This is a genomic window from Streptomyces sp. NPDC001492, from assembly GCF_053597275.1.
Genome location: NZ_JBSFHW010000010.1, coordinates 143,607 through 165,489 on the forward strand (window position 1 = coordinate 143,607; position 21,883 = coordinate 165,489).

At 71.6% G+C, this 21,883-nt stretch carries 23 protein-coding genes and 1 tRNA gene; 15 read left to right on the top strand and 9 right to left on the bottom strand.

Features of this window, described 5'->3' with window-relative positions:
- Positions 1–5 precede the first annotated feature (5 nt).
- The gene (locus tag ACWC1K_RS15610) at positions 6–1,469 is read right to left on the bottom strand and encodes an exopolysaccharide biosynthesis polyprenyl glycosylphosphotransferase (RefSeq protein WP_450831664.1); all 1,464 of its coding nucleotides are present in this window, start codon (positions 1,467–1,469) and stop codon (positions 6–8) included.
- Between the two features lie 20 nt (positions 1,470–1,489).
- Positions 1,490–2,626 (bottom strand): glycosyltransferase, encoded by a 1,137-nt coding sequence (locus ACWC1K_RS15615; protein ID WP_450831665.1) that lies wholly within the window; start codon positions 2,624–2,626, stop codon positions 1,490–1,492.
- A 324-nt stretch (positions 2,627–2,950) separates the two neighbouring features.
- On the opposite strand from ACWC1K_RS15615, the gene ACWC1K_RS15620 reads away from it, so the two are divergent.
- Positions 2,951–3,280, top strand: a complete 330-nt coding sequence (locus ACWC1K_RS15620; protein WP_450831666.1) for a hypothetical protein — start codon at positions 2,951–2,953, stop codon at positions 3,278–3,280.
- Between the two features lie 389 nt (positions 3,281–3,669).
- Here the strand turns inward: ACWC1K_RS15620 and ACWC1K_RS15625 are convergent, their stop codons facing one another.
- The 4 genes from ACWC1K_RS15625 to ACWC1K_RS15640 form a co-directional block, all read right to left on the bottom strand.
- A complete protein-coding gene (locus ACWC1K_RS15625) occupies positions 3,670–3,990 on the bottom strand; it encodes a hypothetical protein (protein ID WP_450831667.1) in 321 nt (106 codons plus the stop codon).
- 59 nt (positions 3,991–4,049) lie between these two features.
- On the bottom strand, positions 4,050–4,367 hold the full coding sequence (locus ACWC1K_RS15630) for a hypothetical protein (RefSeq protein ID WP_450831669.1): 318 nt from the start codon (positions 4,365–4,367) through the stop codon (positions 4,050–4,052).
- Between the two features lie 61 nt (positions 4,368–4,428).
- Positions 4,429–4,749, bottom strand: coding sequence for a hypothetical protein (locus tag ACWC1K_RS15635; RefSeq protein WP_450831671.1), 321 nt, complete (start codon positions 4,747–4,749; stop codon positions 4,429–4,431).
- A gap of 306 nt (positions 4,750–5,055) precedes the next feature.
- Positions 5,056–5,451, bottom strand: a complete 396-nt coding sequence (locus ACWC1K_RS15640; protein ID WP_450831673.1) for a hypothetical protein — start codon at positions 5,449–5,451, stop codon at positions 5,056–5,058.
- A 278-nt stretch (positions 5,452–5,729) separates the two neighbouring features.
- Between ACWC1K_RS15640 and ACWC1K_RS15645 the strand changes: the two genes are divergently transcribed.
- The 5 genes from ACWC1K_RS15645 (at position 5,730) to ACWC1K_RS15665 (ending at position 8,996) form a co-directional block, all read left to right on the top strand.
- The gene (locus ACWC1K_RS15645; protein ID WP_450831675.1) at positions 5,730–6,464 is read left to right on the top strand and encodes a glycoside hydrolase family 16 protein; all 735 of its coding nucleotides are present in this window, start codon (positions 5,730–5,732) and stop codon (positions 6,462–6,464) included.
- Positions 6,465–6,486: 22 nt separating this feature from the next.
- A complete protein-coding gene (locus ACWC1K_RS15650) occupies positions 6,487–6,966 on the top strand; it encodes a hypothetical protein (RefSeq protein ID WP_450831677.1) in 480 nt (159 codons plus the stop codon).
- Between the two features lie 74 nt (positions 6,967–7,040).
- On the top strand, positions 7,041–7,538 hold the full coding sequence (locus ACWC1K_RS15655; protein ID WP_450831679.1) for a DUF5949 family protein: 498 nt from the start codon (positions 7,041–7,043) through the stop codon (positions 7,536–7,538).
- A 134-nt stretch (positions 7,539–7,672) separates the two neighbouring features.
- Positions 7,673–8,140, top strand: a complete 468-nt coding sequence (locus ACWC1K_RS15660; protein ID WP_450831681.1) for a tyrosinase family oxidase copper chaperone — start codon at positions 7,673–7,675, stop codon at positions 8,138–8,140.
- Complete coding sequence (locus ACWC1K_RS15665; RefSeq protein WP_450831683.1) at positions 8,124–8,996, top strand: tyrosinase family protein; 873 nt, start codon at positions 8,124–8,126, stop codon at positions 8,994–8,996. The genes ACWC1K_RS15660 and ACWC1K_RS15665 overlap by 17 nt, the downstream gene beginning before the upstream one ends.
- Before the next feature lie 18 nt (positions 8,997–9,014).
- Here ACWC1K_RS15665 and ACWC1K_RS15670 read toward each other — a convergent pair whose 3' ends face one another.
- On the bottom strand, positions 9,015–9,974 hold the full coding sequence (locus ACWC1K_RS15670) for a D-2-hydroxyacid dehydrogenase family protein (protein ID WP_450831685.1): 960 nt from the start codon (positions 9,972–9,974) through the stop codon (positions 9,015–9,017).
- Between the two features lie 181 nt (positions 9,975–10,155).
- On the opposite strand from ACWC1K_RS15670, the gene ACWC1K_RS15675 reads away from it, so the two are divergent.
- From ACWC1K_RS15675 to ACWC1K_RS15695, 5 genes are all read left to right on the top strand, one after another.
- A complete protein-coding gene (locus ACWC1K_RS15675; RefSeq protein WP_450831687.1) occupies positions 10,156–10,434 on the top strand; it encodes a hypothetical protein in 279 nt (92 codons plus the stop codon).
- Between the two features lie 42 nt (positions 10,435–10,476).
- Positions 10,477–10,839, top strand: a complete 363-nt coding sequence (locus tag ACWC1K_RS15680; protein WP_450831689.1) for an ArsR/SmtB family transcription factor — start codon at positions 10,477–10,479, stop codon at positions 10,837–10,839.
- Complete coding sequence (mgtA, locus tag ACWC1K_RS15685) at positions 10,832–13,462, top strand: magnesium-translocating P-type ATPase (RefSeq protein WP_450831691.1); 2,631 nt, start codon at positions 10,832–10,834, stop codon at positions 13,460–13,462. The genes ACWC1K_RS15680 and mgtA overlap by 8 nt, the downstream gene beginning before the upstream one ends.
- 33 nt (positions 13,463–13,495) lie before the next feature.
- Positions 13,496–13,783 carry a Sec-independent protein translocase subunit TatA gene (gene tatA, locus ACWC1K_RS15690; protein WP_450831693.1) on the top strand — a complete coding sequence of 96 codons (288 nt, stop codon included), beginning with the start codon at positions 13,496–13,498 and terminating at the stop codon, positions 13,781–13,783.
- 255 nt (positions 13,784–14,038) lie between these two features.
- Positions 14,039–15,667: an LCP family protein gene (locus ACWC1K_RS15695; protein WP_450831694.1), complete on the top strand. Its 1,629-nt coding sequence runs from the start codon at positions 14,039–14,041 to the stop codon at positions 15,665–15,667.
- Between the two features lie 72 nt (positions 15,668–15,739).
- Here ACWC1K_RS15695 and ACWC1K_RS15700 read toward each other — a convergent pair whose 3' ends face one another.
- Positions 15,740–16,138 (bottom strand): winged helix-turn-helix transcriptional regulator, encoded by a 399-nt coding sequence (locus ACWC1K_RS15700; RefSeq protein ID WP_450831696.1) that lies wholly within the window; start codon positions 16,136–16,138, stop codon positions 15,740–15,742.
- A 77-nt stretch (positions 16,139–16,215) separates the two neighbouring features.
- Between ACWC1K_RS15700 and ACWC1K_RS15705 the strand changes: the two genes are divergently transcribed.
- Both ACWC1K_RS15705 and ACWC1K_RS15710 read left to right on the top strand, forming a co-directional pair.
- A complete protein-coding gene (locus ACWC1K_RS15705; RefSeq protein WP_450831697.1) occupies positions 16,216–17,139 on the top strand; it encodes a zinc-binding dehydrogenase in 924 nt (307 codons plus the stop codon).
- A 163-nt stretch (positions 17,140–17,302) separates the two neighbouring features.
- Positions 17,303–17,527 carry a hypothetical protein gene (locus tag ACWC1K_RS15710; protein WP_450831699.1) on the top strand — a complete coding sequence of 75 codons (225 nt, stop codon included), beginning with the start codon at positions 17,303–17,305 and terminating at the stop codon, positions 17,525–17,527.
- Between the two features lie 223 nt (positions 17,528–17,750).
- Here the strand turns inward: ACWC1K_RS15710 and ACWC1K_RS15715 are convergent.
- A tRNA-Arg gene (locus ACWC1K_RS15715) sits at positions 17,751–17,823 on the bottom strand.
- Between the two features lie 320 nt (positions 17,824–18,143).
- On the opposite strand from ACWC1K_RS15715, the gene ACWC1K_RS15720 reads away from it, so the two are divergent.
- Positions 18,144–19,751: a dynamin family protein gene (locus ACWC1K_RS15720; protein ID WP_450831700.1), complete on the top strand. Its 1,608-nt coding sequence runs from the start codon at positions 18,144–18,146 to the stop codon at positions 19,749–19,751.
- 3 nt (positions 19,752–19,754) lie between these two features.
- Complete coding sequence (locus ACWC1K_RS15725; protein WP_450831701.1) at positions 19,755–21,644, top strand: YfjP family GTPase; 1,890 nt, start codon at positions 19,755–19,757, stop codon at positions 21,642–21,644.
- Positions 21,645–21,883 lie beyond the last annotated feature (239 nt).

Consider the following 21,883-nt stretch of genomic DNA (forward strand, 5'->3'; position numbering starts at 1 on the left):
CGCGCTCAGCTCCCCGTCGGCCGTACGAACAGGGCCGCCGTACGCGCCAGGATGCAGATGTCCTGCCACAGCGACCAGTTGTCGATGTAGGCGTTGTCGAAGCGGCACCGGTCCTCGATGGAGGTGTCGCCGCGCAGCCCGTGGATCTGGGCGAGCCCGGTGATCCCGGTCGGCATCCGGTGACGCTCCCGGTAACCCGGATAGGTCTGGCTGAACTTGGCGACGAAATAAGGCCGTTCGGGCCGCGGGCCGACCAGGCTCATATCTCCGCGGCAGACGTTCCACAGCTGCGGCAGCTCGTCCAGCGAGGTGCGGCGCAGGAACTGGCAGAAGCGGCTCATCTCCTGCTCGTTCGCCACGCTCCAGCGGGTCGCCGCCTCGTGCGCGCTGGCGGGCCGGTGGGTGCGGAACTTCAGCAGGGTGAACGGCCGCCCGTCCTTGCCGATGCGCTCCTGCCGGAACAGCACGCCCGGCCCGTCCATGACCCGCAGCACCGCCGCGCACACCAGCAGCACCGGGCAGGCGAGCAGCAGCAGTGAGCCCGACAGCACCGCGTCGAGCACCCGCTTGCCCACGCCGACCCGTCGCCGTCCGCGCCCCGGGCACAGCAGCCTGCGAGGGAAACCCGCCAGATGCCCGCCCGCTTCGCGGCGCCCGCCGAGGCCGTACGAGGGTGCGTCCGCCTCCAGCTCCCACACCACGCAGCCGTACGCGGCGAGATCCCGCAGCAGCGCGGTCTTCTCCACCCGGGTGGCGGCGCCCACGACGAGCACCGTCTCCACACCGTTCTGGATGACCGCCCGGCGCGCCGCCTGATCCGTGGTCAGCAGCGGCAGCTCGGGGCCTTCACCGGGCCGGGCGAGGACGTCGAGACCGTCGCCGACCACGCCCACCGGCCGCACTCCGCAGCCCGGCTGACGCAGCAGCGCGGCCGCGACCTTCCGGGCCACCGCGACCGGACCGACCACCAGCGCGGGATCGGGCAGCCGCCGCCGCGCCCGCCGTCCGTGCACCGCCGCGCGGCCCGCACAGGCCGCCGCGCACTGCACGGCGAACGCGCCGGCCAGTACGCCCGGCGGGAGCGGCCGCAGCGGCGAGAGCGCCCCGACGGCCGCCCAGCCGACGGCGATCCGCCCGCAGACGGCGGGGAGTTCGTCGAGCGCACCGCGCACCAGGGAGCCGTCGTACAGGCGGGCCCGCCGGTTCAGCCCGATCACCCCCAGCACCAGCAGGGCGACGACCAGCGGATACCTCTCAGCCCCGGGCACGACCAGGACCCCCAGCAGGGCGGCGCCGCCGTCGACGAGCGGCAGGGTCCCCCTGAAGGCCCGCCGCGGCCGGCCCTCTCTCCGTCCGGCGGGCAGTCGCCGTCCGGCTGCGGGGCCGCGCGGGGCGAGAACGGAGACAGCACGCTCTGCCGTCCGCGGCTGCTGCCCCGTACGAGGGGGAACGGTACTTTCCGCAGTCATCTGGTGATGCACTTCCTGCTCTAGTTGGGTACGGCGACCGGCGCGACAACGACGCCGAGCAGTTCGCCGAGCAATTCGCGGTACACCTCGGTCACGGCGTCCGCCGCCTGCCGCAGGTCGTGAGCGGCGAGCACATGCCGGCGGCCCTGCGCGCCCAGCGCCGCGCGCAGCGGCTCGTCCCGCAACAACGCCGTCAGCGCCCGCGCCAGCGCACCGGGATCCTCCGGCGGCACCAGGCAGTACGGCAGCTGCTCGGGCGGCAGGCTCTCGCGCGCCCCGTCCACGTCCGTCACCACGACCGGCCGGGCGCACGCCATCGCCTCCAGCGGCGCGAGCGCCATGCCCTCCCAGCGGGACGGCAGGACCACGACGTCGGCGGCCCGGTACCAGGGCGCGGCGTCGGGCGCGGCACCGGCGAACACCACCGAGGCGGGCGCACAGGAGCGCAGCCGGTCCGCGTCCGGGCCCTCGCCGACCAGCACCAACCGGGCCCCGGGCAGCTGCCGTTCCACCTCGGGCCAGGCCCGCAGAAGCACGTCCTGCCCCTTCTGGCGGCACAGCCGGCCCACGCACACGACGAGCGGCCCCGGCCCGGACCGGGAGACGTCCCCCTCCGGCCGGAACCTGAGCGTGTCGACACCGTTGGGGACCACCCGCCAAGGAGCCTTGATCCCGTACCTCTCCCCGGTCCGCCGTTCCGCCTCACTGACGCACACGACGCGCGTCGCCCACCGCGCCCCCGACCGCTCCCAGCCCAGCGCCAGACGCGCGACGACTCCTCCGGCGGCCTCGAACGACCAGGCGTGCGGCTGGAAGACGGTCGGGAGACCGCCGCGCACGGCCAGCCGGGCCGCGAGTCCCGCCTTCGCGCTGTGCGCGTGCACCAGGTGCGGCCGCACCTCGCGAAGGATCCGCGTCAACCGCCGTACCTCGCCCGCAAGTCGGTGCCCCGGCGAGCGGGTCGCGTCCCAGCGCAGCACCGTGCAGCCCGGCGCGCGCAGCGCGTCCGTCAGCGTGCCACCCTCCGGACAGGCCACGGTCACCCGCAGCCCGGCGGCGACCTGAGCCGCCACCAGGTCCGCCACGACCCGTGCGACACCGCCCTCGACGGGCTGGGTGACATGCAGGATGTGCGGCACGGGTGGGGAAAAACGCATGGGAGAGGATGCCCTTCCGAACAAAAGAGTCCGAGCCGGGGCCAGGACGTGCGGCTCGTGCTTCTTGATATAAAAACCCGCACCCGTTCGAGAGCGTGAGGTTCGTTGTTCAACCGGCATCGCTGAAATCACGAGGTGAGCCACTCTAGCCGCTCACCCGTATTTATCTGCGAACCGGTCATCTGTGTCGGAATGGTGGCGTTTCCATGAGCTATTTGTCGCCCCGGATCACCCATTTGGAGTTACGGCACCGGCAACAGGGTTTCCCGGAAGCCGCACTCTCGTTAGGCCGCTCGAAGACGACTTACGAAAGAAAGGCACACGATGAAGACTCTGAAGGCTGCCGCCGTCGTAGCCGGTTCCCTTGCCATCGCCGCTGTCGCCGTGCCGGCCGGCGCGGCGGACATGCCGGCCGCGGGCCTCGTGGACAGCGGGAAGACGGTCGCCAGTGGCGTCCCCACGGCAGCCAAGGTGTCGACGGGCTTCGTGGGCGACAACGTCGGTCAGGTGGCGCAGAGCGTGAAGGAAAGCGTGAAGGGCAGCATGAAGCAGGCGGGCATGAAGGGCCCCGTCGTCGGCGGCACCCTGCCGAACCCCGCGCTGCCGGCCGGCGCCGACGGCAAGCTGCTGGGCGGGCTTCCGGTCGGCAAGTAGCCGGCCCCGGAAGGCACGGCGACAACCTCGCCGCCCAACGGGATCCACGATTCGGGTCGGCTCCGCATTCCTCGGAGTCGGCCCTTCGGCATATGCGTCCGCACTTCGCGCGCTGGGCCGAACGATGGATTCGGGGTGACCTCGGGCGACAGGGCGCCGTTGTGCTCATTGGAATGACCCGCTGGAGTGCCTTTCCCTCCTTGTTGGCGCGCTCCTGGTCGGCCACCTCCTGATCGCGGGGCCTGTCTGCTGCAGAAGCAGACAGGCCCCGCGGGCATGTGCGGCTCCCGGAAAACAAGCTGAAAAAGACGCACGGGGAGAGAAGGGCACGGAAAAGCCGATGGCGGCCCACCGGAGTTCCGGCGGACCGCCATCGAGTGAAGTGCGGCTCAGAAGATGATGCCGCCCGTGTACGGGGCGTTCTGCGACTGGTCGACGGCCGCCGTGTTGCACGCGGCGTAGTGCGAGTTCGGGGCCACGATGCCACCGAGGACGGCACCGTTGGACCACGGAGCGATGCAGCGCCCGTCGATCAGCGAACCGTTGACGACGGCGATGCCCTGCTGGGGCTGGTTCACGACGATCGGGGACTCCGAGAAGCCGCTTCCGCCGGTGACGGTGGTGTTCGAGTCGTTGGCCGCGGCGGCGCCACCGGCCGCGAGCACGAGGCCCGCGGCGAGGGCGGTAATGACCGTAACCTTGTTACGCATGGGATGCGCCTTTCGGTGGGGCGGTTGGGATTTCCGTGCTCCGAATTGCTCGGAGCAGGTCAGAAGAGCAGCCCACCCGTGTACGGGGCGTTCTGCGACTGGTCGATCTTCGCCGTGTTGCATGCGGCGTAGTGCGAGTTCGGGGCCGCGACGCCGCCGAGCACGGAACCGTTGGACCACGGCGCGACGCAACGGAGGTCGGCGACCGAGCCGTTGACGACGGCAACTCCCTGCTGGGGAGCGTTGACGACGACCGGGGACGACGAGAAGCCGCTGCCGCCCTTGACGTCGGTGCAGTCCTCGGCCGCGGCGGTACCCGCCGCCGCGAGGACGAGGCCCGCGGCGAGGGCGGAAATGGCCGAAACCTTGTTACGCATGAGTTGCGCCTTTCCGGGCTGTTTTGGGTGTTGCACCTGCTCCGAGTTACTCGGGGCAGGGTCAGAAGAGAATGCCGCCCGAGTACGGGGCGTTCTGCGACTGGTCGATGGCCGCCGTGTTGCACGCGGCGTAGTGGGAATTCGGCGCGACGACGCCACCGAGCACGGATCCGTTGGACCACGGGGCGATGCAACGACCGTCAACGAGCGTCCCGTTGACAACCAGAACGCCCTGCTGAGGGGCGTTCACGACGACCGGCGACTCCGCGAAGCCGCTGCCGCCCTTGACGGTGGTGTTGGTGTCGTTGGCCGAGGCGAAACCGACGCTGCTGACCATAGCGCCGAGGGTGAGGGCAGTGATGACCGCGAACTTCCTGGGCAACTTAGTTCCTTCCTCAATTCACGGTTGCGCACGCTTGCATACCAGGAAACCTTGATATGCGCGTATAAGTCACGGGACGGGCGCCTAAACAAGGTTTATTCCGTCGGATGGCGCAATGTCGCAGGTTCCTGGGGGTCGGACCGGAATGGATCCGGAATCCGTATGGCGTAAATGAACGACAATCCCAATGGGGGACGCGCGTTGACATGGGTCCGGCCCACCGGAAGGGAGGGGGCCGGTGGGCCGGACAAATGCTTCGTATGAGGGCTTTCGCCGGTACGGCCGGCTCCTACGGCTTCCGTCTGGTCACTTGCTCAGCAGAGTTCCCAGCCCGGCCGAGGTCGGGGCCTGCAGCGGGTGGACCTGAACGACGCCGTTTCCGGCCGGGTTCTTCACCGGAATCGTGGGCTTCTTGGAAGCGTTCGGGTCCATGCCGTCGAGGTAGACGCCCGAGACACCCGGGGTCTTCTGCTTGTCGAAGGCGCTGCCGTTGGCGAGTTTGCCGTTGCGGGCAAGCCGCGACACGACGTCGGCCGCGGGCACCACCGCCGGAGTCACCTTGGTCGGGGACATGAGACCGAGCAGGCCGCCCGACGCGGCCGGTGCGGCCGGTGGGGTGGCGGCCGACGCCGCGACGGCGGACCCACCCACGAGGCCCGCGCCGATGGCCAACGCCGCAGTGGTGAAAATTGCCTTCTTCATGATTCACCTCGGTTGAAAGTTACCTCTGATCCGACGGCTGGAGAACATAGCAGTCCATGCCCTGCGTAAAAGCGATGCGTTACTCCATACGCATGAAAGTCGGAGGGGTGAACAATGCTTTGCTTACGGTGTCGTCAAAGGGATTCACATGGTCGGTGAATCAATTGATCGTATGGTGGGTGCGGTTTCGACCGGATGGGTAGTGTGAAAGAGGAATTCCAGCGGGGCAGCCGGTGCTTCGGCCGGGGTGGCCGCTTCGCGGCCCTACCCTCACCGCCATGACCGCCGACAGCGCCCAGCCCACGCCGACCGCGTCCCCTGCCATCGCCACCGGCAGGTCGCTCATCTGGTCGGAGGAGTTCGACGCCCCCCTCGCCTGGGGGACCACATGGGTCGGCGACAGAACCAGCGCCTACCGCTACGGCAACCACAATCCGGACGACAACAAGCTCGACTGGCTCAGCCCCGGCTGTGTGACCGTCTCCGAAGGAGTGGCCACCTTCACCGCCACCCCGGCCGGGCACACCCTCGAGAACGGCCTCCAGGCCTGGCACACCGGGCTGCTCACCACCGAGTACTCCGCCGAGGGCTTCCAGGTGCGGACCGGCGACTACGCCGAGACCCGGGTCAGGCTGCCCTCCGGGACCGGTGCCTGGCCCGCGCTGTGGACCTGGAAGGACGGCGGGAACGAGATCGACACCTTCGAGTACCACCCCGACAACCCGAACCTGCTGGAGCTGTCCAACCACGTCAACCACGCCGGCGCCTGCCACACGGATGCCTCGGCGATCGCCCCGGACGAGTGGGTGACCATCGGCAGCCGTTACGGCAAGCACTCCGTCGACTGGTACGTCAACGGCGAACGCGTCTTCCGCGACGGCACCGGAGTGGGTGCCGGCTGGTCGGCGTACCTGATCCTCAATCTCTCGCTGAGCGCCGGGCAGTACCACCCGGCTCCCTCCGGTCCCGGCCCCCTGACCTTCGCCGTGGACCACCTTCGCGTCTACCGCTGAGTGTTTCTCGAAAGGAGCCTCCATGCGTGCACTGCCCGGACGGCGTATCGCGTCCGTCGCTCTCTGCGCCGCCCTCCTGGTCGGCATCGCCGCCCCGGCCGCCGTCGCGGCCGGCTCCGCACGGGAAAGCGCCCGCGCCGCCCTCCTCGGGCCCGTCCCCGGGGCGGACGAACTGATCCCGCAGATCAAGAAGCTCGGCGATATCGGCGGTGTGCTGACTCCGGTCGCCAGACTGCTCAACGCCGTACTGAAGGCCGACGGCGGCCAGTTGTCCGTCGTCGACGCGCAGAAGCTCGGCGACGCCGTGAAGGACGCCATCGCCAAGGCCACCCCGCTGAGGACCAAGGAGGCCAAGGGAGACGCGCTCACCGCTCTGAAGAAGGCGGTGGACGCCCTGATCGTGGCCGCCACCTCCGGCGACGCCGACAAGGTCCCCCCGGCTGTCAGCAGCATGGTGACCGCCCTGGGCAAGGTCCTCACCGCGGCGGCAACGGTCGGGTGAACCTCGCCCGGGCCGTCGGCCATTCGGGTGAGAGGGCGGCGGGCCGTTCGGCAGCCCGTCGATAAGGTCGCGCGATGACCTCAACCCCCACCGAGACGCGCCCCTTCCGCATGACCGACCTCGGCACCCTCGTCCTGCTGCCCTGGAGCGGCGCCGCCGCCGACGGAGGCGACCTGCCGTATCTGCTGGCCTACTCCCTCGGGGACGCCGAGGGCGGCCCGAGGGTGACGTCGGCCGCGGTCGAGGGGCTGCTGGCCGGCAACGGGCTGCGGGTCGGCGGGGGCCTCGTCGACGGCACCACCGAGGACCGGCTCGCCGTCAGCCTGTTCCTCGAGGCCGGGCAGGCCTTCGTCACCATGCCGCAGCTGGGCGCCCGGTGCGCCGCTCCGCCTCAGTGGCTCGCGGCGGTCGCCGAACGCGGCTACGCCTACCTCGTCTTCACCACCCGCCCCTGGCCCGAGGGCAGACCGGGCCGGCCGATCGAGCCCGCGGCGCTGGCCGCCTTCGCCGGCGCCGAGCAGACGCTGAGGGCCGCCGCGCATGTGCTCCTGCCGGCCCTCACCTCGAGCTGAGTGCGTCGTCGGCATGCCGAGCCTGACCCGTTTGTGGGATTTCTGGACGAGCTGACGTACCGGCTCCGCCGACGTTCCGGGTGAGCACAGCATCGTATGAACGTACTGGTGTTGACCCTACGAGGGAGCGAGCCATGGTCGTCACTGCCGGTGGAGTACCGAGCGGCGCCGAGCCGCCGGGGTGGCGGGCGACGAGGCGCCGGGTGCTCGCCTGCCTCGCCGCGCTCGCGCTCGCCCCCGTCCTCGCGGCCTCGCGTGCCCCGCGGTCCGCCCAAGGGTCCGGGCAGGCAGCCGAGTCGGCCTTCGACGAGATCTACCGGGGCCGCCGCATCCGGGGCGCCCTGCTGCCCGCCCCGGGATGCGGCGCCGACGGCCGTGCGTGGCAGGTGACCGTGGACGGCCGCCCGCTGCATCTGATGCGCCGCTCCGACGGCAGCTGGCTGAGCATGGTCAACCACTACTGCTCGTACCGGACCTTGCTGGAGGCCACCCGGGCGGCCGTGGACGAGCTCGGCCCCGGGCAGCGGCTGCGCGACCTGGCGCCTGGCCTGCTCGACGGACGGCATCTGCACATGGGGGAGCGCCATGGTGTACGTGCGTAAGGACGTGAGCGCACTGACGCGCGACGAGCGGCGGCGGCTCGTCAACGCACTCCTCCAGATCAAATGGAGGGGGGAGTACGACGAGTTCGTGCGGGTGCACATCGCGTACTACCAGGCCGACGGCGAGACCGGTCTGCGTCCGGCCCACATGGGGCCCTCCTTCCTGCCCTGGCACCGGCGCTTCCTGCTGGACCTGGAGCGGGCGCTGCAACGGGTCGACCCGTCGGTGACGGTGCCGTACTGGGACTGGACGCGGGACCGTTCGACGACGTCCGTGCCCTGGAGCGACGACCTCCTCGGCGGCAACGGGCGCAGCTCCGACCACCAGGTCGTCACCGGGCCGTTCGCCCGTGCGCAGGGCTACTGGCGCATCCGGGAGGGCATCATCGACGTCGACTTCCTCACCCGGGATTTGGGCCGGGCCGACGACCCCATCGAGCTGCCGACCGAGGAGGAACTCCAGGAGGCGCTCGCCGACCCGGTCTACGACACCTCGCCCTGGGACTCCACCTGCGACGAGGGGTTCCGCAACAAGCTGGAGGGCTGGGGGACCGGACAGGACGGCGTCGCCTGGCGCAATCACAACCGCGTCCACCGCTGGGTCGGCGGTGCCATGCTCGGCGGCGCCTCCGTCAACGACCCCGTGTTCTGGCTGCACCACGCCTTCGTCGACCTGCAGTGGACGCGCTGGCAGCGACTGCACAGGAACGGCTCCCCGCGCTATCTGCCGGCCCAGCCGCCCGGCCCCCGCAGCGGACAGCGCGGGCGCATCGTCGCACGGCACGAGCCGATGCCGCCCTGGGGGGTGACACCGGACGAGATGGAGGACGTGAGCCGGATCTACCGGTACGCCTGACCGCTCCCGGGAGCCGGCTCAGCCCAGCCGGCGTACCGGGGCGCCGTCCAGGAACGCCCGGATGTCCTCCACCGCCTCCCGGTAGTACGTCTCGTAGTTCGCCCGCGACACATAGCCGAGGTGGGGGGTGGCGAGCAGGCGGGGAGCCGTGCGCATCGGGTGGTCGGCGGGGAGGGGCTCGATGTCGAAGACGTCGATGCCCGCACCCGCGATCCGGCCCTCGTGCAGGGCGGCGAGCAGGGCGTCCTGGTCGACGATCGCGGCGCGGGAGGTGTTGATCAGGTAGGCGGTGGGCTTGAGGAGGGCGAGTTCGGCGGGGCCGAGCAGGCCGCGGGTGCGCTCGCTCAGGGCCAGGTGGACGGAGACGTAGTCGCTGCTCGACAGCAACTCCTCCTTGGAGGCGGCGAGTTCGACGCCCACCTCGTCGGCGTACTCCTTGGTGAGGTTCTGGCTCCAGGCGCTGACGTGCATGCCGAAGGCGGTGCCGACGCGGGCGACCCGGCTGCCGACCCTGCCGAGGCCGAGCAGTCCGAGGCGGCGGCCGTGCAGGTCGGCGCCCACGGTCTGCTGCCAGGGACCGCCGGAGCGCAGGGAGCTGCTCTCCTCGACGACGGAGCGGGCGAGGCCGAGGAGCAGGGCCCAGGTCAGTTCGACGGGCGGGGTCGAGGTGCTCGCCGTGCCGCAGACGGTGACGCCGTGCGCCTCGGCGGCGGCGTGGTCGATGACGCTGTTGCGCATGCCGGAGGCGACGAGCAGCTTCAGCCGGGGCAGGCGGGCGAGCAGCGAGGCCGGGAAGGGAACGCGCTCGCGCAGGGTGACGACGATGTCGAAGTCGGTCAGGGCGGAGGCGAGTGCGTCCTCGGTGTCGAAGTGTTCGGCGAAGCTGACGACCTCCACCCGGTCGGCCACGGGTGACCAGTCGGCGAGCTCCGTCGCCACCTGCTGGAAGTCGTCGAGCACAGCGCAGCGCAGCCGCACGGCGGGTCCCTTTCGTCGGCGGGGTCGGGTGGCAGGGCGTGATCAGCAATGGTCGCGCATGAGCGGATCCGCGAGCCAGTCGAGCACGCGTAGATCAAATAAGCCTTTAAAGATTGCGCAAGCCGTGAACCATTACACTCGCCACTCCATGCCGCGGGCGTCCATCCATCGGGGGAGAAACATGCGGTTCGTGTGCGTGCGGGCGATGCTCGTCACCGGGGTGCCGGCCGCTGCCGCGGCCTTGTTCCTGTTCCTCGGCTTCGGCGTGGACGCCTTCGCCGGGCGGCCCTACGTCGGCCAGGGGCTGATCACGGCGGGGCTGGTCGCCGGGGCCGTGGCCGCCGGGACGGCGGTCGGCGACGTCGCCTGGTTCCTGATGGCGGCCCGCGGCCGGTCCGAGCCGGACGACTGTGCGGCGACCGGCGGTGAGACGGAGGGCCGGGCACAGCCGGACACCTAGACTGGACCGAGCGTGACGACCAGGGCGGGACGGGAGAGGACTGTGGCGGCAGACACCGGGGGCTTCGAGGATCCTTCCGCCGAGGTACTGGCCGAGGCGGCCGCCGCCTTCGGACTGCTGGCCTCCTCGGCCCGGCTGCACCTCGTGTGGGCGCTGGCGCAGGGCGAGAGCGATGTCACCCACCTCGCCGACCGGGTGGGCGGGGCCCTGCCCGCGGTCAGCCAGCACCTGGCGAAGCTGAAGCTGGCGGGACTCGTGCGGTCCCGGCGGGAGGGGCGGCGGCAGATCTACTTCGTCGACGATCCCGACGTGGTGACCGTGGTCCGAGTGATGGTGGGACAGCTGGCCGCGCGTGCCGACGGGGCGTCCGCTTCCGTGCACGCGCTGCGCGGGGCCGGTGGCTGACACCACCGCGGCCCCGGAACCGGACCCCGGGGCGCTCGACTCCGCGGGAGGACCGGGACCGGTCGCCGACGCGGGGCCGGGGCCGGGCCCCGCGACGCTGCTGCAGACCCTGCGGCGCCTGGGCAGCGGGCCGCGCGGTCTGACGGAGGCGCAGGCCGAGGAGCGGCAGGCCCGCTTCGGGCCCAACACGCTGCCGACGCACCGGGAGGCCTCCTGGCCGCGGGCGTTGCTGCGCAGTCTGCGCGATCCGTTCACCGCCGTGCTGCTGTGCCTCGGGTTGGTGTCGGCGGCCGTGGCCTCCTGGGGCACTGCCTGCGTGATCCTCCTGCTGGTGGCCGTGAGCTGTGTGCTGCGGGCGTCCGGGGAGCACCGGGCCGGCCGGTCCATGGCCGCACTGCGCGGTCTGGTCGCCACCACCGCCACCGTCCTGCGCCGCGCCGGGGAGGATCTGCCGCCGGACGCCCGCGAGATCCCGGTGGACGAGCTGGTGCCGGGCGACGTGATCCGGCTCGGTCCCGGCGACCTGGTCCCCGCCGACGTACGACTGCTGCGCGCGCAGGGCCTGACCATGCATCAGGCCGTGCTCACGGGCGAGTCGGCCCCCGTGGCGAAGGACGCCGCCGACGGGGCGGGCGGTGGTCTGTTCGACCGGCCCGAGCTCTGCTTCCAGGGCAGCAGCGTCGCGTCCGGCAGCGCCACCGCGGTCGTCGTGGCGACCGGTGCGCGGACCCGGTTCGCCGCGGCGCACGGCCGCGGCGACGCCCGGCCCGAGGCGAGCGCCTTCGACCGGTCCGTGCACGGCATCTCCTGGATCCTCATCCGGTTCATGCTGCTGACCCCGCCGCTGGTCCTGATGGCCAATGCCGCGCTGCGCGACCGCGGTCTGGAGACGCTGCCGTTCGCGGTGGCGGTGGCGGTCGGGCTGACGCCGGAGATGCTGCCGGTCATCGTCACCATGTGCCTGGCCCGTGGCGCCTCGCTGCTGGCCCGCAGCCACGGGGTGATCGTCAAACGGCTGCCCGCGCTGCACGACCTCGGCGCCGTCGACGTGCTGTGCCTCGACAAGACCGGCACGCTCACCCAGGACCGGCCGGTCCTCCACCAGGCCCTCGGCCCGGACGGCCGGGAGGACCCCGAGGTGCTGCGCTGGGCCGCGCTGAACGCCTGGTGGACCCTCCAGCTCGCCGACCTGCCCGCCCCGGACGCCCTCGACGACGCCGTCCTGGACGCGGCCGACGAGGACGACGTCATGGTGTACGACGGGGTGGCCGCCCTTCCGTTCGATCCGCTGCGGCGCCTTGCGACCGCCGTCGTCCGCACGCCGGGGCGGCTGGGCACGCACACCCTGGTCGTCAAGGGGGCCGCCGAGGCCGTCCTGGAGCGTTGCGTAGGGGAGGACGACGAGCGCGGGGAACTGCTCGCGCGCGCGGCACGGCACGCGGACGACGGGCTGCGGGTGCTGGCCGTCGCCACCGCCGACCGCCCCGCCCGCACCCGCGCGTACACGGCCGCCGACGAACGCGGCCTGGACTTCCGGGGCTTCGTCACCTTCAAGGACGCGCTCGCCCCTACCGCCGGCGAAGCGCTGAAGGTCCTCGCCGACCGGGGCGTCACCGTACGGATCCTCACCGGCGACCACCCGGGCACCGCTGTCCGCGCCTGCCGCGACCTGGGCATCGCCGTACCGCAGGACGGAGTGCTGACCGCCGACGGCATCGACTCGCTCACCGATGCCGAGCTCGTCGCGGCCGCCGCCCGCACCGTCGTCCTCGCCCGCTGCACTCCCGAGCACAAGGCCCGCTTCGCCGCCGCCCTGCGAGCCGGCGGACACACCGTCGGCTACCTCGGCGACGGGGTCAACGACCTGCCCGCCCTGCGCGCGGCCGACGTCGGCATCGCACCGCGCGACGCGGTGGCCGTGGTCCGGGAGAGCGCCGACGTGGTACTGGCCGACAAGGACCTCACCGCGATCGACCACAGCATCGCGGCCGGACGGTACTCGGGCGGCAACATCGCCACCTATCTGCGCATCACCCTCTCCTCCAACCTCGGCAACGTCATCGCCATGCTCGCGGCGGGCCTCCTGATGCCCTTCCTGCCGATGCTGCCGGCCCAGGTGCTGGCGCAGAACCTGTGCTTCGACGCCGCCCAGCTGGCCTTCGCGCACGACCGTCCGCATCCCTCCGTGCTGCGCCGTCCGACGCTGCTGCGCCCGCGCGACCTGCTGCGCTTCATCATCGGCTTCGGCGTCCTCAACGCGGTCGCCGACCTGGCCACCTTCGGCGTGCTGGAGCTCGCCCTGCACGGGCCCGAGGGGCTGGACGACCAGGCCGTGTTCCACTCCGGCTGGTTCACCGAGAACCTGCTCACCCAGGCCCTGGTGATGGTGCTGCTGCGCGCAGGGCGCCTCGCGGCGGGGCGGGGGCCCGGGCCGATCGGCTGGGCGGCGGGTGCGCTGGCCGCCGTAGGGCTGCTGCTGCCGGTCTCCCCGCTCGGCTCGCTGCTCGGGCTGACCCCGCTGCCGCTCCTCTACTACCTGCTGCTGGCCGCCGTTCTCGCGCTGTACACCGTCGGACTGATGGCTGTCAGAAGGGCACCTTGGTTGTACAGTTGCGCAACGTAGCAACCATGAGAGAAGTGAGAAGGGGTGGGCGGGATGCTCCGCAACGGACTGGAACCCTGGCACCTGCTGGTCCTGGCGATCGTCATCATCGTGCTGTTCGGTTCCAAGAAGCTGCCCGAGGCCGCCCGCGGGCTCGGCAAGTCCATGCGCATCCTCAAGAGCGAGGCGAAGGCGATGAAGGAGGACGGCGCCGCCCCGGCAGCCGCCGCTCAGTCCGAGTCCGCGTCCCCGTCCGACGCGACGACCGCCCGCGTCATCCCGTCCTCCCCGGGCGATGCGGCATCGGCCCGTCCGGTCTCCGAGGACAGCACGGTTCGCTGAGCCGCAGGGGCGTGCCGGTAGGGCGTACCGGCCCGGTGCAGGTGGGAGGTGTGACGCAGCCCACCTGCGAACGGGATAACGCTTGCTATATTGCGCAATCAACCAACCCGAGGGATGCGCCGTGGCGCCGTCGGTTGGCGTCGGCCACAGCGTAGGGAGTGGGAGTTGAGCGACCCCTGGGGCGGAAACCGTGGCCATGCGGCCACCCGAGATCGTTCAGCAAGCGTTCCCCGTCAGCGCGGGTCCGATGACGGCATGTCCCGCCCGCCGCAGGGCGGCCGGGCAGCCGCCCGGCAGGCACAACGCTCCCGGGGACGCGGCGCGGGCCGCCGTGCCAAACCCGTCGCCCGGCGCAAACGGATCGCCCGCATAGCCCTGTTCACGGTGGCGGCGCTGATCCTGGTCACCGCCGGAGCCGGTGCCTGGCTGTACGAGCACCTGAACGGCAACATCAAGAGCGTCGCGATCGACGACGGCGCCGGCGGGAAAGAGAAGGCCGACGCCTTCGGGCGGACCCCGATCAACATCCTGGTGATCGGCTCCGACGGCCGCAACAACGCGGCCGACTGCAAACTGGGCGGCGGCTGCGGCAAGGCGAGTGCGACCGTCGGGCACAACGCGGACGTGGAGATGGTGGTGCATGTCTCCGCCGACCGCTCCAACGCCACCGTGATGAGCGTCCCGCGCGACACCATGACCAATGTCCCCGCGTGCAAGGACCCGGACAGCGGCCAGGCGACGTCCGGCTACTACGGGCAGATCAACAGCGCGCTGCAGTACGGCGCGGCCTGCCAGGTCAAAACCATTCACCAGCTCACCGGCATCACCATCGACCACTTCGTGATGCTCGACTTCGCCGGCGTGGTGAAGATGTCCGACGCGGTCGGCGGTGTGTCGGTGTGCGTCAGCGACAACGTCTACGACACCTACTCCCATCTGAAGCTGGCCAAGGGCACCCACACCCTCCAGGGCGATGCGGCGCTCGAGTTCGTCCGCTCCCGGCACGGCTTCGGCGACGGCAGCGACCTGGGCCGTACCGTCTCCCAGCACCTCTTCCTCAGCGCCATGATCCGCAAGTTCAAGAGCGCGGGGACCCTGACGGACCCGGCCAAGGTGTACTCGCTGGCGGACGCCGCCACCAAGGCGCTGACCGTGGACACCGGCCTGGGCAGCGTGACCAGGCTGGTGGACCTGGCGACCGATCTGAACAAGGTCCCGTCCAAGCGGATGACGTTCACCACGATGCAGACCGCGGCCGACCCGACCAACGCCAACCGGGTCGTCCCCGCGGCCACCGCCAAGTCACTGTTCGCGACCATCGCGAACGACCAGTCCCTGACCTCGGACAGCGGCAGGAAGAAGACGTCCTCGGCGTCCCCGTCCGCGTCGGCGGCGGCCACCGTGCCGGCCTCCGAGGTCGCCGTACAGGTCGAGAACGGCACCACCACCGTCGGACGCGCCTCCGCCGTCGCTCAGGCCCTCCTCGCCAAGGGCTTCAGCTCGAACACCACCACGGGCAACGCCCCCGCGCAGTCGGCGAGGACGACGATCACCTACGGCCCCGGGCAGAAGGCCGAGGCCGGGACGGCGGCCTCCGCCCTCGGACTGCCCGCCTCGCACCTCACCCAGGGCAGCGGCAGCGGCGTGGTCCTCGTCATCGGCAGCGACTGGCCGAGCGGCACGGCGTACGGCTCCTCGGGCGGCTCGTCGGCCGCCCCCGCCGACACGCACGCCGCGGTCGCCGACGCCCACGCCCAGACCGCCGACAAGGCCAAGACCTGCGCGAAGGTCAGCCCCTACAAGACGGTGCAGATCAACGGCGTGCCGATGACACCGTCCCAGGCGTACGCGGCGGCGAGCGGCAGGAAGGACTCGGCTCCGTGATCGAGCCACTCGCCGCATGAGCAGTTCGCCGCATGGGCAGTTCGTCTGAGCTGTTCGTCGCCGTGCGGCCGTTCAGTCGGTGTCGGGCCTCTGCTCGGCAGCTGTGTCATAGGCGGCGCGGGCCTCGGCGATGGCGGACCGGTGCCGCTCGGCCCAGCCCACCAGCCCGGTCAACGAGGCGTGGAGCTCCTGGGCCATGGGAGTGAGGCTGTACTCGACTTTGGGCGGCACGGTCGGATACACGGTGCGCACGAGTAGTCCGTCCCGCTCCAGCCGGCGCAGGTTGAGGGTGAGCATCCGCCGGCTGATGCCCTTGATGGCCCGTTCGAGTTCGGTGAAGCGAACCGGGCCGTGGGCGGCGGCGATCAGGATCCCGATGCTCCACTTGCCCGCCACGCGGTCGAGCACCTCGGTGACCGGGCAGGCTTCGTCCCTCAGCGCTTCGGTAACACGGGTGTGACTGCGTGACATGAAAGTGCCTCCTTCCGATGACCGGCAAGGTTATCGATGATGACTGCTGTTACAAGTCGTGAACCAAGGGGGAAGACATGCCTGTTCGTGCTCTCGTCGTCGATCCGTCCGCATCCGCGGCCGTCCGCCTCGCCGAGGTGCCCGACCCCGTGCCCGGACCGGGCCAGGTCCTGGTGGACGTCTCCCACGCCTCGTTGAACTACGGCGACCTCAACGACGCCCGCTCCGGGCGCGTTCCCGTGGGCGCGGTGCTCGGTTCGGACGCCGCCGGAGTGGTTGTCCAGGCCGCGGCCGACGGAACGGGCCCGGCGGTGGGCACCCAGGTGGTGGCGCTGACCGCGGGGGCGTTCGCCGAGCGCGTTGCCATCGACGTGGGCGCACTCGCCGAAGTGCCGAAGGGCCTGGAGCCGGCGCGGGCGGCGGCTCTGCCGGTGGCCGGAGTGGCGGCGCTGCGCTCGCTGCGGGCGGCGGGGCTCGGACCGGACAAAAGGGTGCTGGTCACCGGGGCCTCCGGCGGGGTCGGCCGGTTCGCGGTCCAGTTGGCGGCGCGGGCGGGCGCCCATGTGATCGCGTCGGTGGGCTCGGCAGCCCGCGGAGAGGGACTGACCGAGGCCGGCGCCGACGAGGTGCTGATCGGGCTGGAGGGGCTCGATCGACCGGTCGACGTGGTCATCGACAGCGTCGGCGGCTCTCAACTGGTCGCGGCATGGAACCTGCTCGCTCCCGGGGGCAGCATGCAGAGCGTCGGCTGGACCTCCGGGGAGCCGGCGGTCTTTCCGCCGTATGCGACCGTCGGCCCGGCCAAGTCGCTGAACTCCTTCGTCATCGAGGGCGATGCCGGCGCGGACCTGGCCGTTCTCGCCGAGCTGGCCGCTGAGGGGTTCCTCAGGGTCGAGATCGGCTGGCAGGGCTCCTGGGACCGCTTCGACGAGGCCGCCGAGGCCCTCCGCGGGCGCCGTGTCCCCGGAAAAGCGGTCATGGCGCTGGGAAGCCCGCGCTGACCAGCGGAGACCGGACGCCTGGCCCACCGATTGGTCGCGCACCCAGGTAAAACTCGGCCTGGAGGTCCCCGCTGTTCCCCGTTGGTGTCGGCCGGTTCCGGCACGTGGGGGACACGCCCATGGTGAGCCGTGTCTGGTGATTGGGATGGTCGTTGGAGCGAACATGCGAAAGATCATCATGACCGCCACGCTGGCCGTGGCCGCTGTCGCCATGGCGGTTCCCGCTCATGCGGACAACAAGTCGACCCCCCACTGGACCTTCGCGCCGGGATCCGTCTGCGGGCTGGAAGGGGCAGAGGTGTCGGTGCTGCCGATTCTGACCAACTTCGTTCCCGTCCACGCCAACAACTGCCCCAACGGCAACGTGCTCGACTACCCGACGATCTAGGCCGAACGGTCCCCTCAACCCGCCACTTTGCCCGACGCTGGTTGATCTTCGGCCAAAAACTTCGACACGCATTCGACACGGCGACCGGCAAGAACCCGGTGACAGCCGGACAGCCCCGGAGCCTTCCCTTGAACTTGGGGGGAGTGCCCGGGGCTTTGTCGTGCCCGAGGAAGCTGCTCTGAACAGCAAAAACGCCCTCCCGAGAGGGAGGGCGGAGACGGGGCGCCCCCGGCAGGACTCGAACCTGCGGCCAAGCGCTTAGAAGGCGCCTGCTCTATCCACTGAGCTACGGGGGCCGGTGTGTGGCCTCTGTCGTGGGTGCCCGGGTGTGGGCCGTTCCGTGACGTTGCCGGGGACAAGGATAGGGCTCCCGCGTCCTTGTCCCTGTTGCTTCGCCTCCGTGGCTCGATGTGGAGGTTCAGTGAAGCGGTCCTGATAATCGCAGGCAGGTACGAATCGTGCATCGCTTTTGGGCCCTCGCGCACCGGGTGTTGTGCACTCGTTATGCCTGGAGTGTGCTTGCGTCCCAGTCGCCCCTTCCGTCCCTTGTGTCCTATCGGCGCGCAGACATGCTCATATGCTTCAGAATTCCCCTAAAATCGGGCATTCTCCGCATGTGGTGACCTTGGACGTACGGCCTCAGCTGCTCGACGCACTCTCCGCCCTGCGCGACAGTGTCGCCGCCGCACGCTTCCCGCTGCCCCTGGCCGGGGCTCCACGCGCGCGTGCCAACCGCGACGAACTGCTCGCACAGCTCGACGACTACTTGGTGCCCCGCCTGCGGGAGCCCGAAGCGCCCTTGCTGGCCGTCGTGGGCGGATCGACAGGAGCCGGCAAGTCGACTCTCGTCAACTCCCTCGTGGGGCGGCGGGTCAGCGAGGCGGGCGTGCTGCGGCCGACCACGCGGACCCCGGTACTGGTGTGCCACCCGGATGACCATCACTGGTTCAGCGGGATGAGGGTGCTGCCCGACCTCACCCGCGTGTGGGTGCCCCATCAGGACGCCGGGGAAGACCTGTTGCTCCCCGGAGAGGACCCCGCGCGCGTGCTGCGCGTAGAGACCGCCGACACGATGCCGCGCGGGCTCGCCCTCCTCGACGCCCCCGACATCGACTCCCTGATCGCCGACAACCGCGTCCTGGCCGCCGAACTCGTCTGCGCGGCCGACATCTGGGTGATGGTCACCACGGCCGCCCGCTACGCCGACGCCGTGCCCTGGCATCTGCTGCGTACGGCGAAGGAGTACGACGCCACCCTCGTGACGGTGCTCGACCGCGTGCCGCACCAGGTCGTCTCCGAGGTGTCCCGCCAGTACGGCGCCCTGCTCACCAAGGCCGGACTCGGCGACGTACCGCGCTTCACCGTGCCCGAACTGCCCGAGTCCGCCTGGGGAAGCGGCCTGCTGCCGGCCACCGCCGTGGCCTCGCTGCGGACCTGGCTCGTACACCTGGCGCAGGACCCGGCCGCCCGGCAGCAGGCCATGGCACGCACCGTGAACGGGATGCTCGACTCCCTCAGGACCCGGCTGCCCGAACTGGCCAGTGCCTCCGCCGCCCAGTACGCGGCGGCCCTGCGGCTCACCAACGCCGTCGAAGGCGCGTACGACAGCGAGCACGCGCGCGTGCGGGCGCGGCTGCAGGCAGGCGCCGTACTCGCCGGAGACGCCCTCAAGCGGTGGCGCGCGTTCCCCCTGGACTGCTCCGCCGGAGAGCTCCTGGACGCGCTCGTGGAGAGCCTGGCCACGCTCCTGCTGTGCGCCGTCACCGCCGCCGACGAGCGCATCCGGGAGGCCTGGCGGCGCGAACCCGCGGCGAGTGCCCCGGAGCTGACGGAACAGGAGCCGTCCTCGGAGAGCGCCGAGGACCGCATCGGGATGGCCGTACGGCGATGGCGGCGCGAGCTCGAGGAGTACGCCGAGGAAGAGGTCCGCGACCTCGACCGCAATGTCGCGCCGGACCCCGAGGCCGTCGCCGCACTGGTCACCACCGCGCTGCTCGGCGGCCGCCGGGCGCGTCCGGCCGGTGAGGGGCTCGCCGAGCGGATCGGCGCGCACGGGGCGCTGCGGCTTCGCGACCGGGGCGGGCGGCTGCTCACCGAGCACCTCGACCGGGTCATGCACACCGAACGCGAGCGCCGCCTCGCCCCCCTCGACGCCCTCGAGATCCACCCCGAACCCCAGGCCGAACTCATCGCCGCGCTGTCCGTACTGCAGAAGGAGAGGTGACCGGTGACTGCCGTCACAGACGAGGACCACACGGGCCGGGCCGAGCACCCCGAAGAGAGCGCCAAGGGCCTGCCGGGAGGCGACGGAGCGCCGAAGCAGGGCCCCGGGGGGCGGGAGTCCGGCGTACGTGACAAAGGCGGCCACGCGCGCGTGGTGGACGTCGGCGCCTCCCGTCGGGCCGACTCCGCGAGCGCCTGGGACGACGGGCTGATCGCACGGCGCGCCACCGAGGAGAACACCGGGTCCGAGCATGCCCCGGTGGCGGAGACACGGGCGCTCAGCGTCCAGCCGGCGGTCCCGCTCACCTACGACCGCCCCCTGCGGTCGCGGCTCGACGCACTGCGGGAACTCGTGGGGCTCTCCCGCACCCGGCTGGACGGCCAGACGCTCGCCGAGGCCGGACGGGTGCTCGACGAGGCGGCGGCGCGGCGCAGGCTCTCCGGGCAGCACACCGTCGTCGCCATCGCGGGCGCGACGGGCAGCGGCAAGTCGCAGCTGTTCAACGCCCTGGCCGGGGTGCCCATTTCGGAGACCGGCGTACGGCGGCCCACCACCGCGACTCCCATCGCGTGCAGCTGGAGCGACGGCGCGGCGAGCCTGATCGAGCGGCTCGGCATCCCGCCCCGGCTGCGACGGCGCCCGCTGCAGAACCCCGAGACCGAGGCGCAACTGCGCGGGCTGGTCCTGGTCGACCTGCCCGACCACGACTCGGCGGCCGTACAGCACCGCGAGCAGGTGGACCGGGTCCTGGCCCTCGTCGACGCCGTCATCTGGGTCGTCGACCCCGAGAAGTACGCCGACGCCATCCTCCACGAACGCTATCTGCGGCCCATGGCGGGGCATGCGGAGGTCATGTTCGTCGTCCTCAACCAGACCGACCGGCTGCCCGGCGAGGCCACCCACCAGGTCCTCGACGACCTGCGGCGGCTGCTCGACGAGGACGGGATCGCACTGGGCGAGTACGGCGATCCCGGTGCCACCGTGCTCGCGCTGTCCGCTCTCACCGGGGACGGCGTCGGTGAACTGCGTGAGGCACTTGGGCAGTTCGTGGCGGAACGCGGCGCTCCGGCACGGCGAATTTCGGCCGATCTCGACGCGGCCGCGGCGGAGCTGCGGCCCCTCTACGCGGCACGGCGGCGGACCGGCCTGAGCGAGGAGGCGCGGGACGAGTTCTCCGCCCGGCTCGCGGACGCGGTGGGAGCCTCCGCCGCGGGCGAGGCGGCCGAGCGCGCCTGGCTGCGCAACGCCAACCGCGCCTGTGGAACGCCCTGGCTGCGGCTGTGGCGGTGGTACCGCGACCGGTCCGAGGCGACCACCGGGCGGGTGCCGTTGCCGACCCAGACGGACGAGGAGGTCACGGCACGCCAGCGCGTCGAGCAGGCGGTGCGGACGCTCGCTGACCGGGCCTCTACCGGGCTGCCCGCGCCCTGGGCCCAGGCGGTGCGCGAGGCGGCCGTACGCGGCTCCCACGGGCTGCCCGAGGCGCTCGACGACCTGGCGGTACGGGCGGGGCTGCCGCCGGGCCGGCCACCGCGGCCGGGCTGGTGGCCGTTGGCCGTCATGGCCCAGGTCTCCATGACGCTCCTTCAAGTCGTGGGCGGACTGTGGCTGCTGGGGCAGATCATCGGGTTCATGGCGCCGAACCTCGGGGTGCCGGTGCTGCTGATGGCGGCCGGCATCATCGGCGGCCCGATCGTCGAGTGGAGCTGCCGGATGGCGGCGCGCGGACCGGCTCGGCGCTACGGCACCGACGCGGAACGGCGATTGCGGGAGGCGGCCGCCGGGTGCGGCCGGGCCAGGGTGCTGGACCCGGTGGCGGCGGAGCTGCTGCGCTACCGCGAGGTGCGGGAGCAGTTCGGGCGGGTGACGGGGGTGGGGACCGGGCCCCGGTGACATCGGGGCGGGGAGTGACACCCGGACGGGGCGGTGACACCCGGACGGGGCGGTGGCTCCCGGAGGATGCGGCGGCTCCCGGAGGGTGACGGTGGACCTTTCTGTAGATGATCACTCTTCGGGGTCCATCTGGACTCACTCGTCCGGGTGACGGAGTTTTCCACAGGCGGGGGACGGTCCACAGGGCCCGGCGGGCTCGGCCCGGCACAGGCAGTCTGGCGGTGCGGCGATCGCGAGGG

What these genes read in the sequence shown, in the direction of transcription:
- ACWC1K_RS15610 (WP_450831664.1), bottom strand. Translation starts at nt 1,469, where the DNA reads ATGACTGCGGAAAGTACCGTTCCCCCTCGTACGGGGCAGCAGCCGCGG.
- ACWC1K_RS15615 (WP_450831665.1), bottom strand. Translation starts at nt 2,626, where the DNA reads ATGCGTTTTTCCCCACCCGTGCCGCACATCCTGCATGTCACCCAGCCC.
- ACWC1K_RS15620 (WP_450831666.1), top strand. Translation starts at nt 2,951, where the DNA reads ATGAAGACTCTGAAGGCTGCCGCCGTCGTAGCCGGTTCCCTTGCCATC.
- ACWC1K_RS15625 (WP_450831667.1), bottom strand. Translation starts at nt 3,990, where the DNA reads ATGCGTAACAAGGTTACGGTCATTACCGCCCTCGCCGCGGGCCTCGTG.
- ACWC1K_RS15630 (WP_450831669.1), bottom strand. Translation starts at nt 4,367, where the DNA reads ATGCGTAACAAGGTTTCGGCCATTTCCGCCCTCGCCGCGGGCCTCGTC.
- ACWC1K_RS15640 (WP_450831673.1), bottom strand. Translation starts at nt 5,451, where the DNA reads ATGAAGAAGGCAATTTTCACCACTGCGGCGTTGGCCATCGGCGCGGGC.
- ACWC1K_RS15645 (WP_450831675.1), top strand. Translation starts at nt 5,730, where the DNA reads ATGACCGCCGACAGCGCCCAGCCCACGCCGACCGCGTCCCCTGCCATC.
- ACWC1K_RS15650 (WP_450831677.1), top strand. Translation starts at nt 6,487, where the DNA reads ATGCGTGCACTGCCCGGACGGCGTATCGCGTCCGTCGCTCTCTGCGCC.
- ACWC1K_RS15655 (WP_450831679.1), top strand. Translation starts at nt 7,041, where the DNA reads ATGACCTCAACCCCCACCGAGACGCGCCCCTTCCGCATGACCGACCTC.
- ACWC1K_RS15660 (WP_450831681.1), top strand. Translation starts at nt 7,673, where the DNA reads ATGGTCGTCACTGCCGGTGGAGTACCGAGCGGCGCCGAGCCGCCGGGG.
- ACWC1K_RS15665 (WP_450831683.1), top strand. Translation starts at nt 8,124, where the DNA reads ATGGTGTACGTGCGTAAGGACGTGAGCGCACTGACGCGCGACGAGCGG.
- ACWC1K_RS15675 (WP_450831687.1), top strand. Translation starts at nt 10,156, where the DNA reads ATGCGGTTCGTGTGCGTGCGGGCGATGCTCGTCACCGGGGTGCCGGCC.
- tatA (WP_450831693.1), top strand. Translation starts at nt 13,496, where the DNA reads ATGCTCCGCAACGGACTGGAACCCTGGCACCTGCTGGTCCTGGCGATC.
- ACWC1K_RS15695 (WP_450831694.1), top strand. Translation starts at nt 14,039, where the DNA reads ATGTCCCGCCCGCCGCAGGGCGGCCGGGCAGCCGCCCGGCAGGCACAA.
- ACWC1K_RS15700 (WP_450831696.1), bottom strand. Translation starts at nt 16,138, where the DNA reads ATGTCACGCAGTCACACCCGTGTTACCGAAGCGCTGAGGGACGAAGCC.
- ACWC1K_RS15705 (WP_450831697.1), top strand. Translation starts at nt 16,216, where the DNA reads ATGCCTGTTCGTGCTCTCGTCGTCGATCCGTCCGCATCCGCGGCCGTC.
- ACWC1K_RS15710 (WP_450831699.1), top strand. Translation starts at nt 17,303, where the DNA reads ATGCGAAAGATCATCATGACCGCCACGCTGGCCGTGGCCGCTGTCGCC.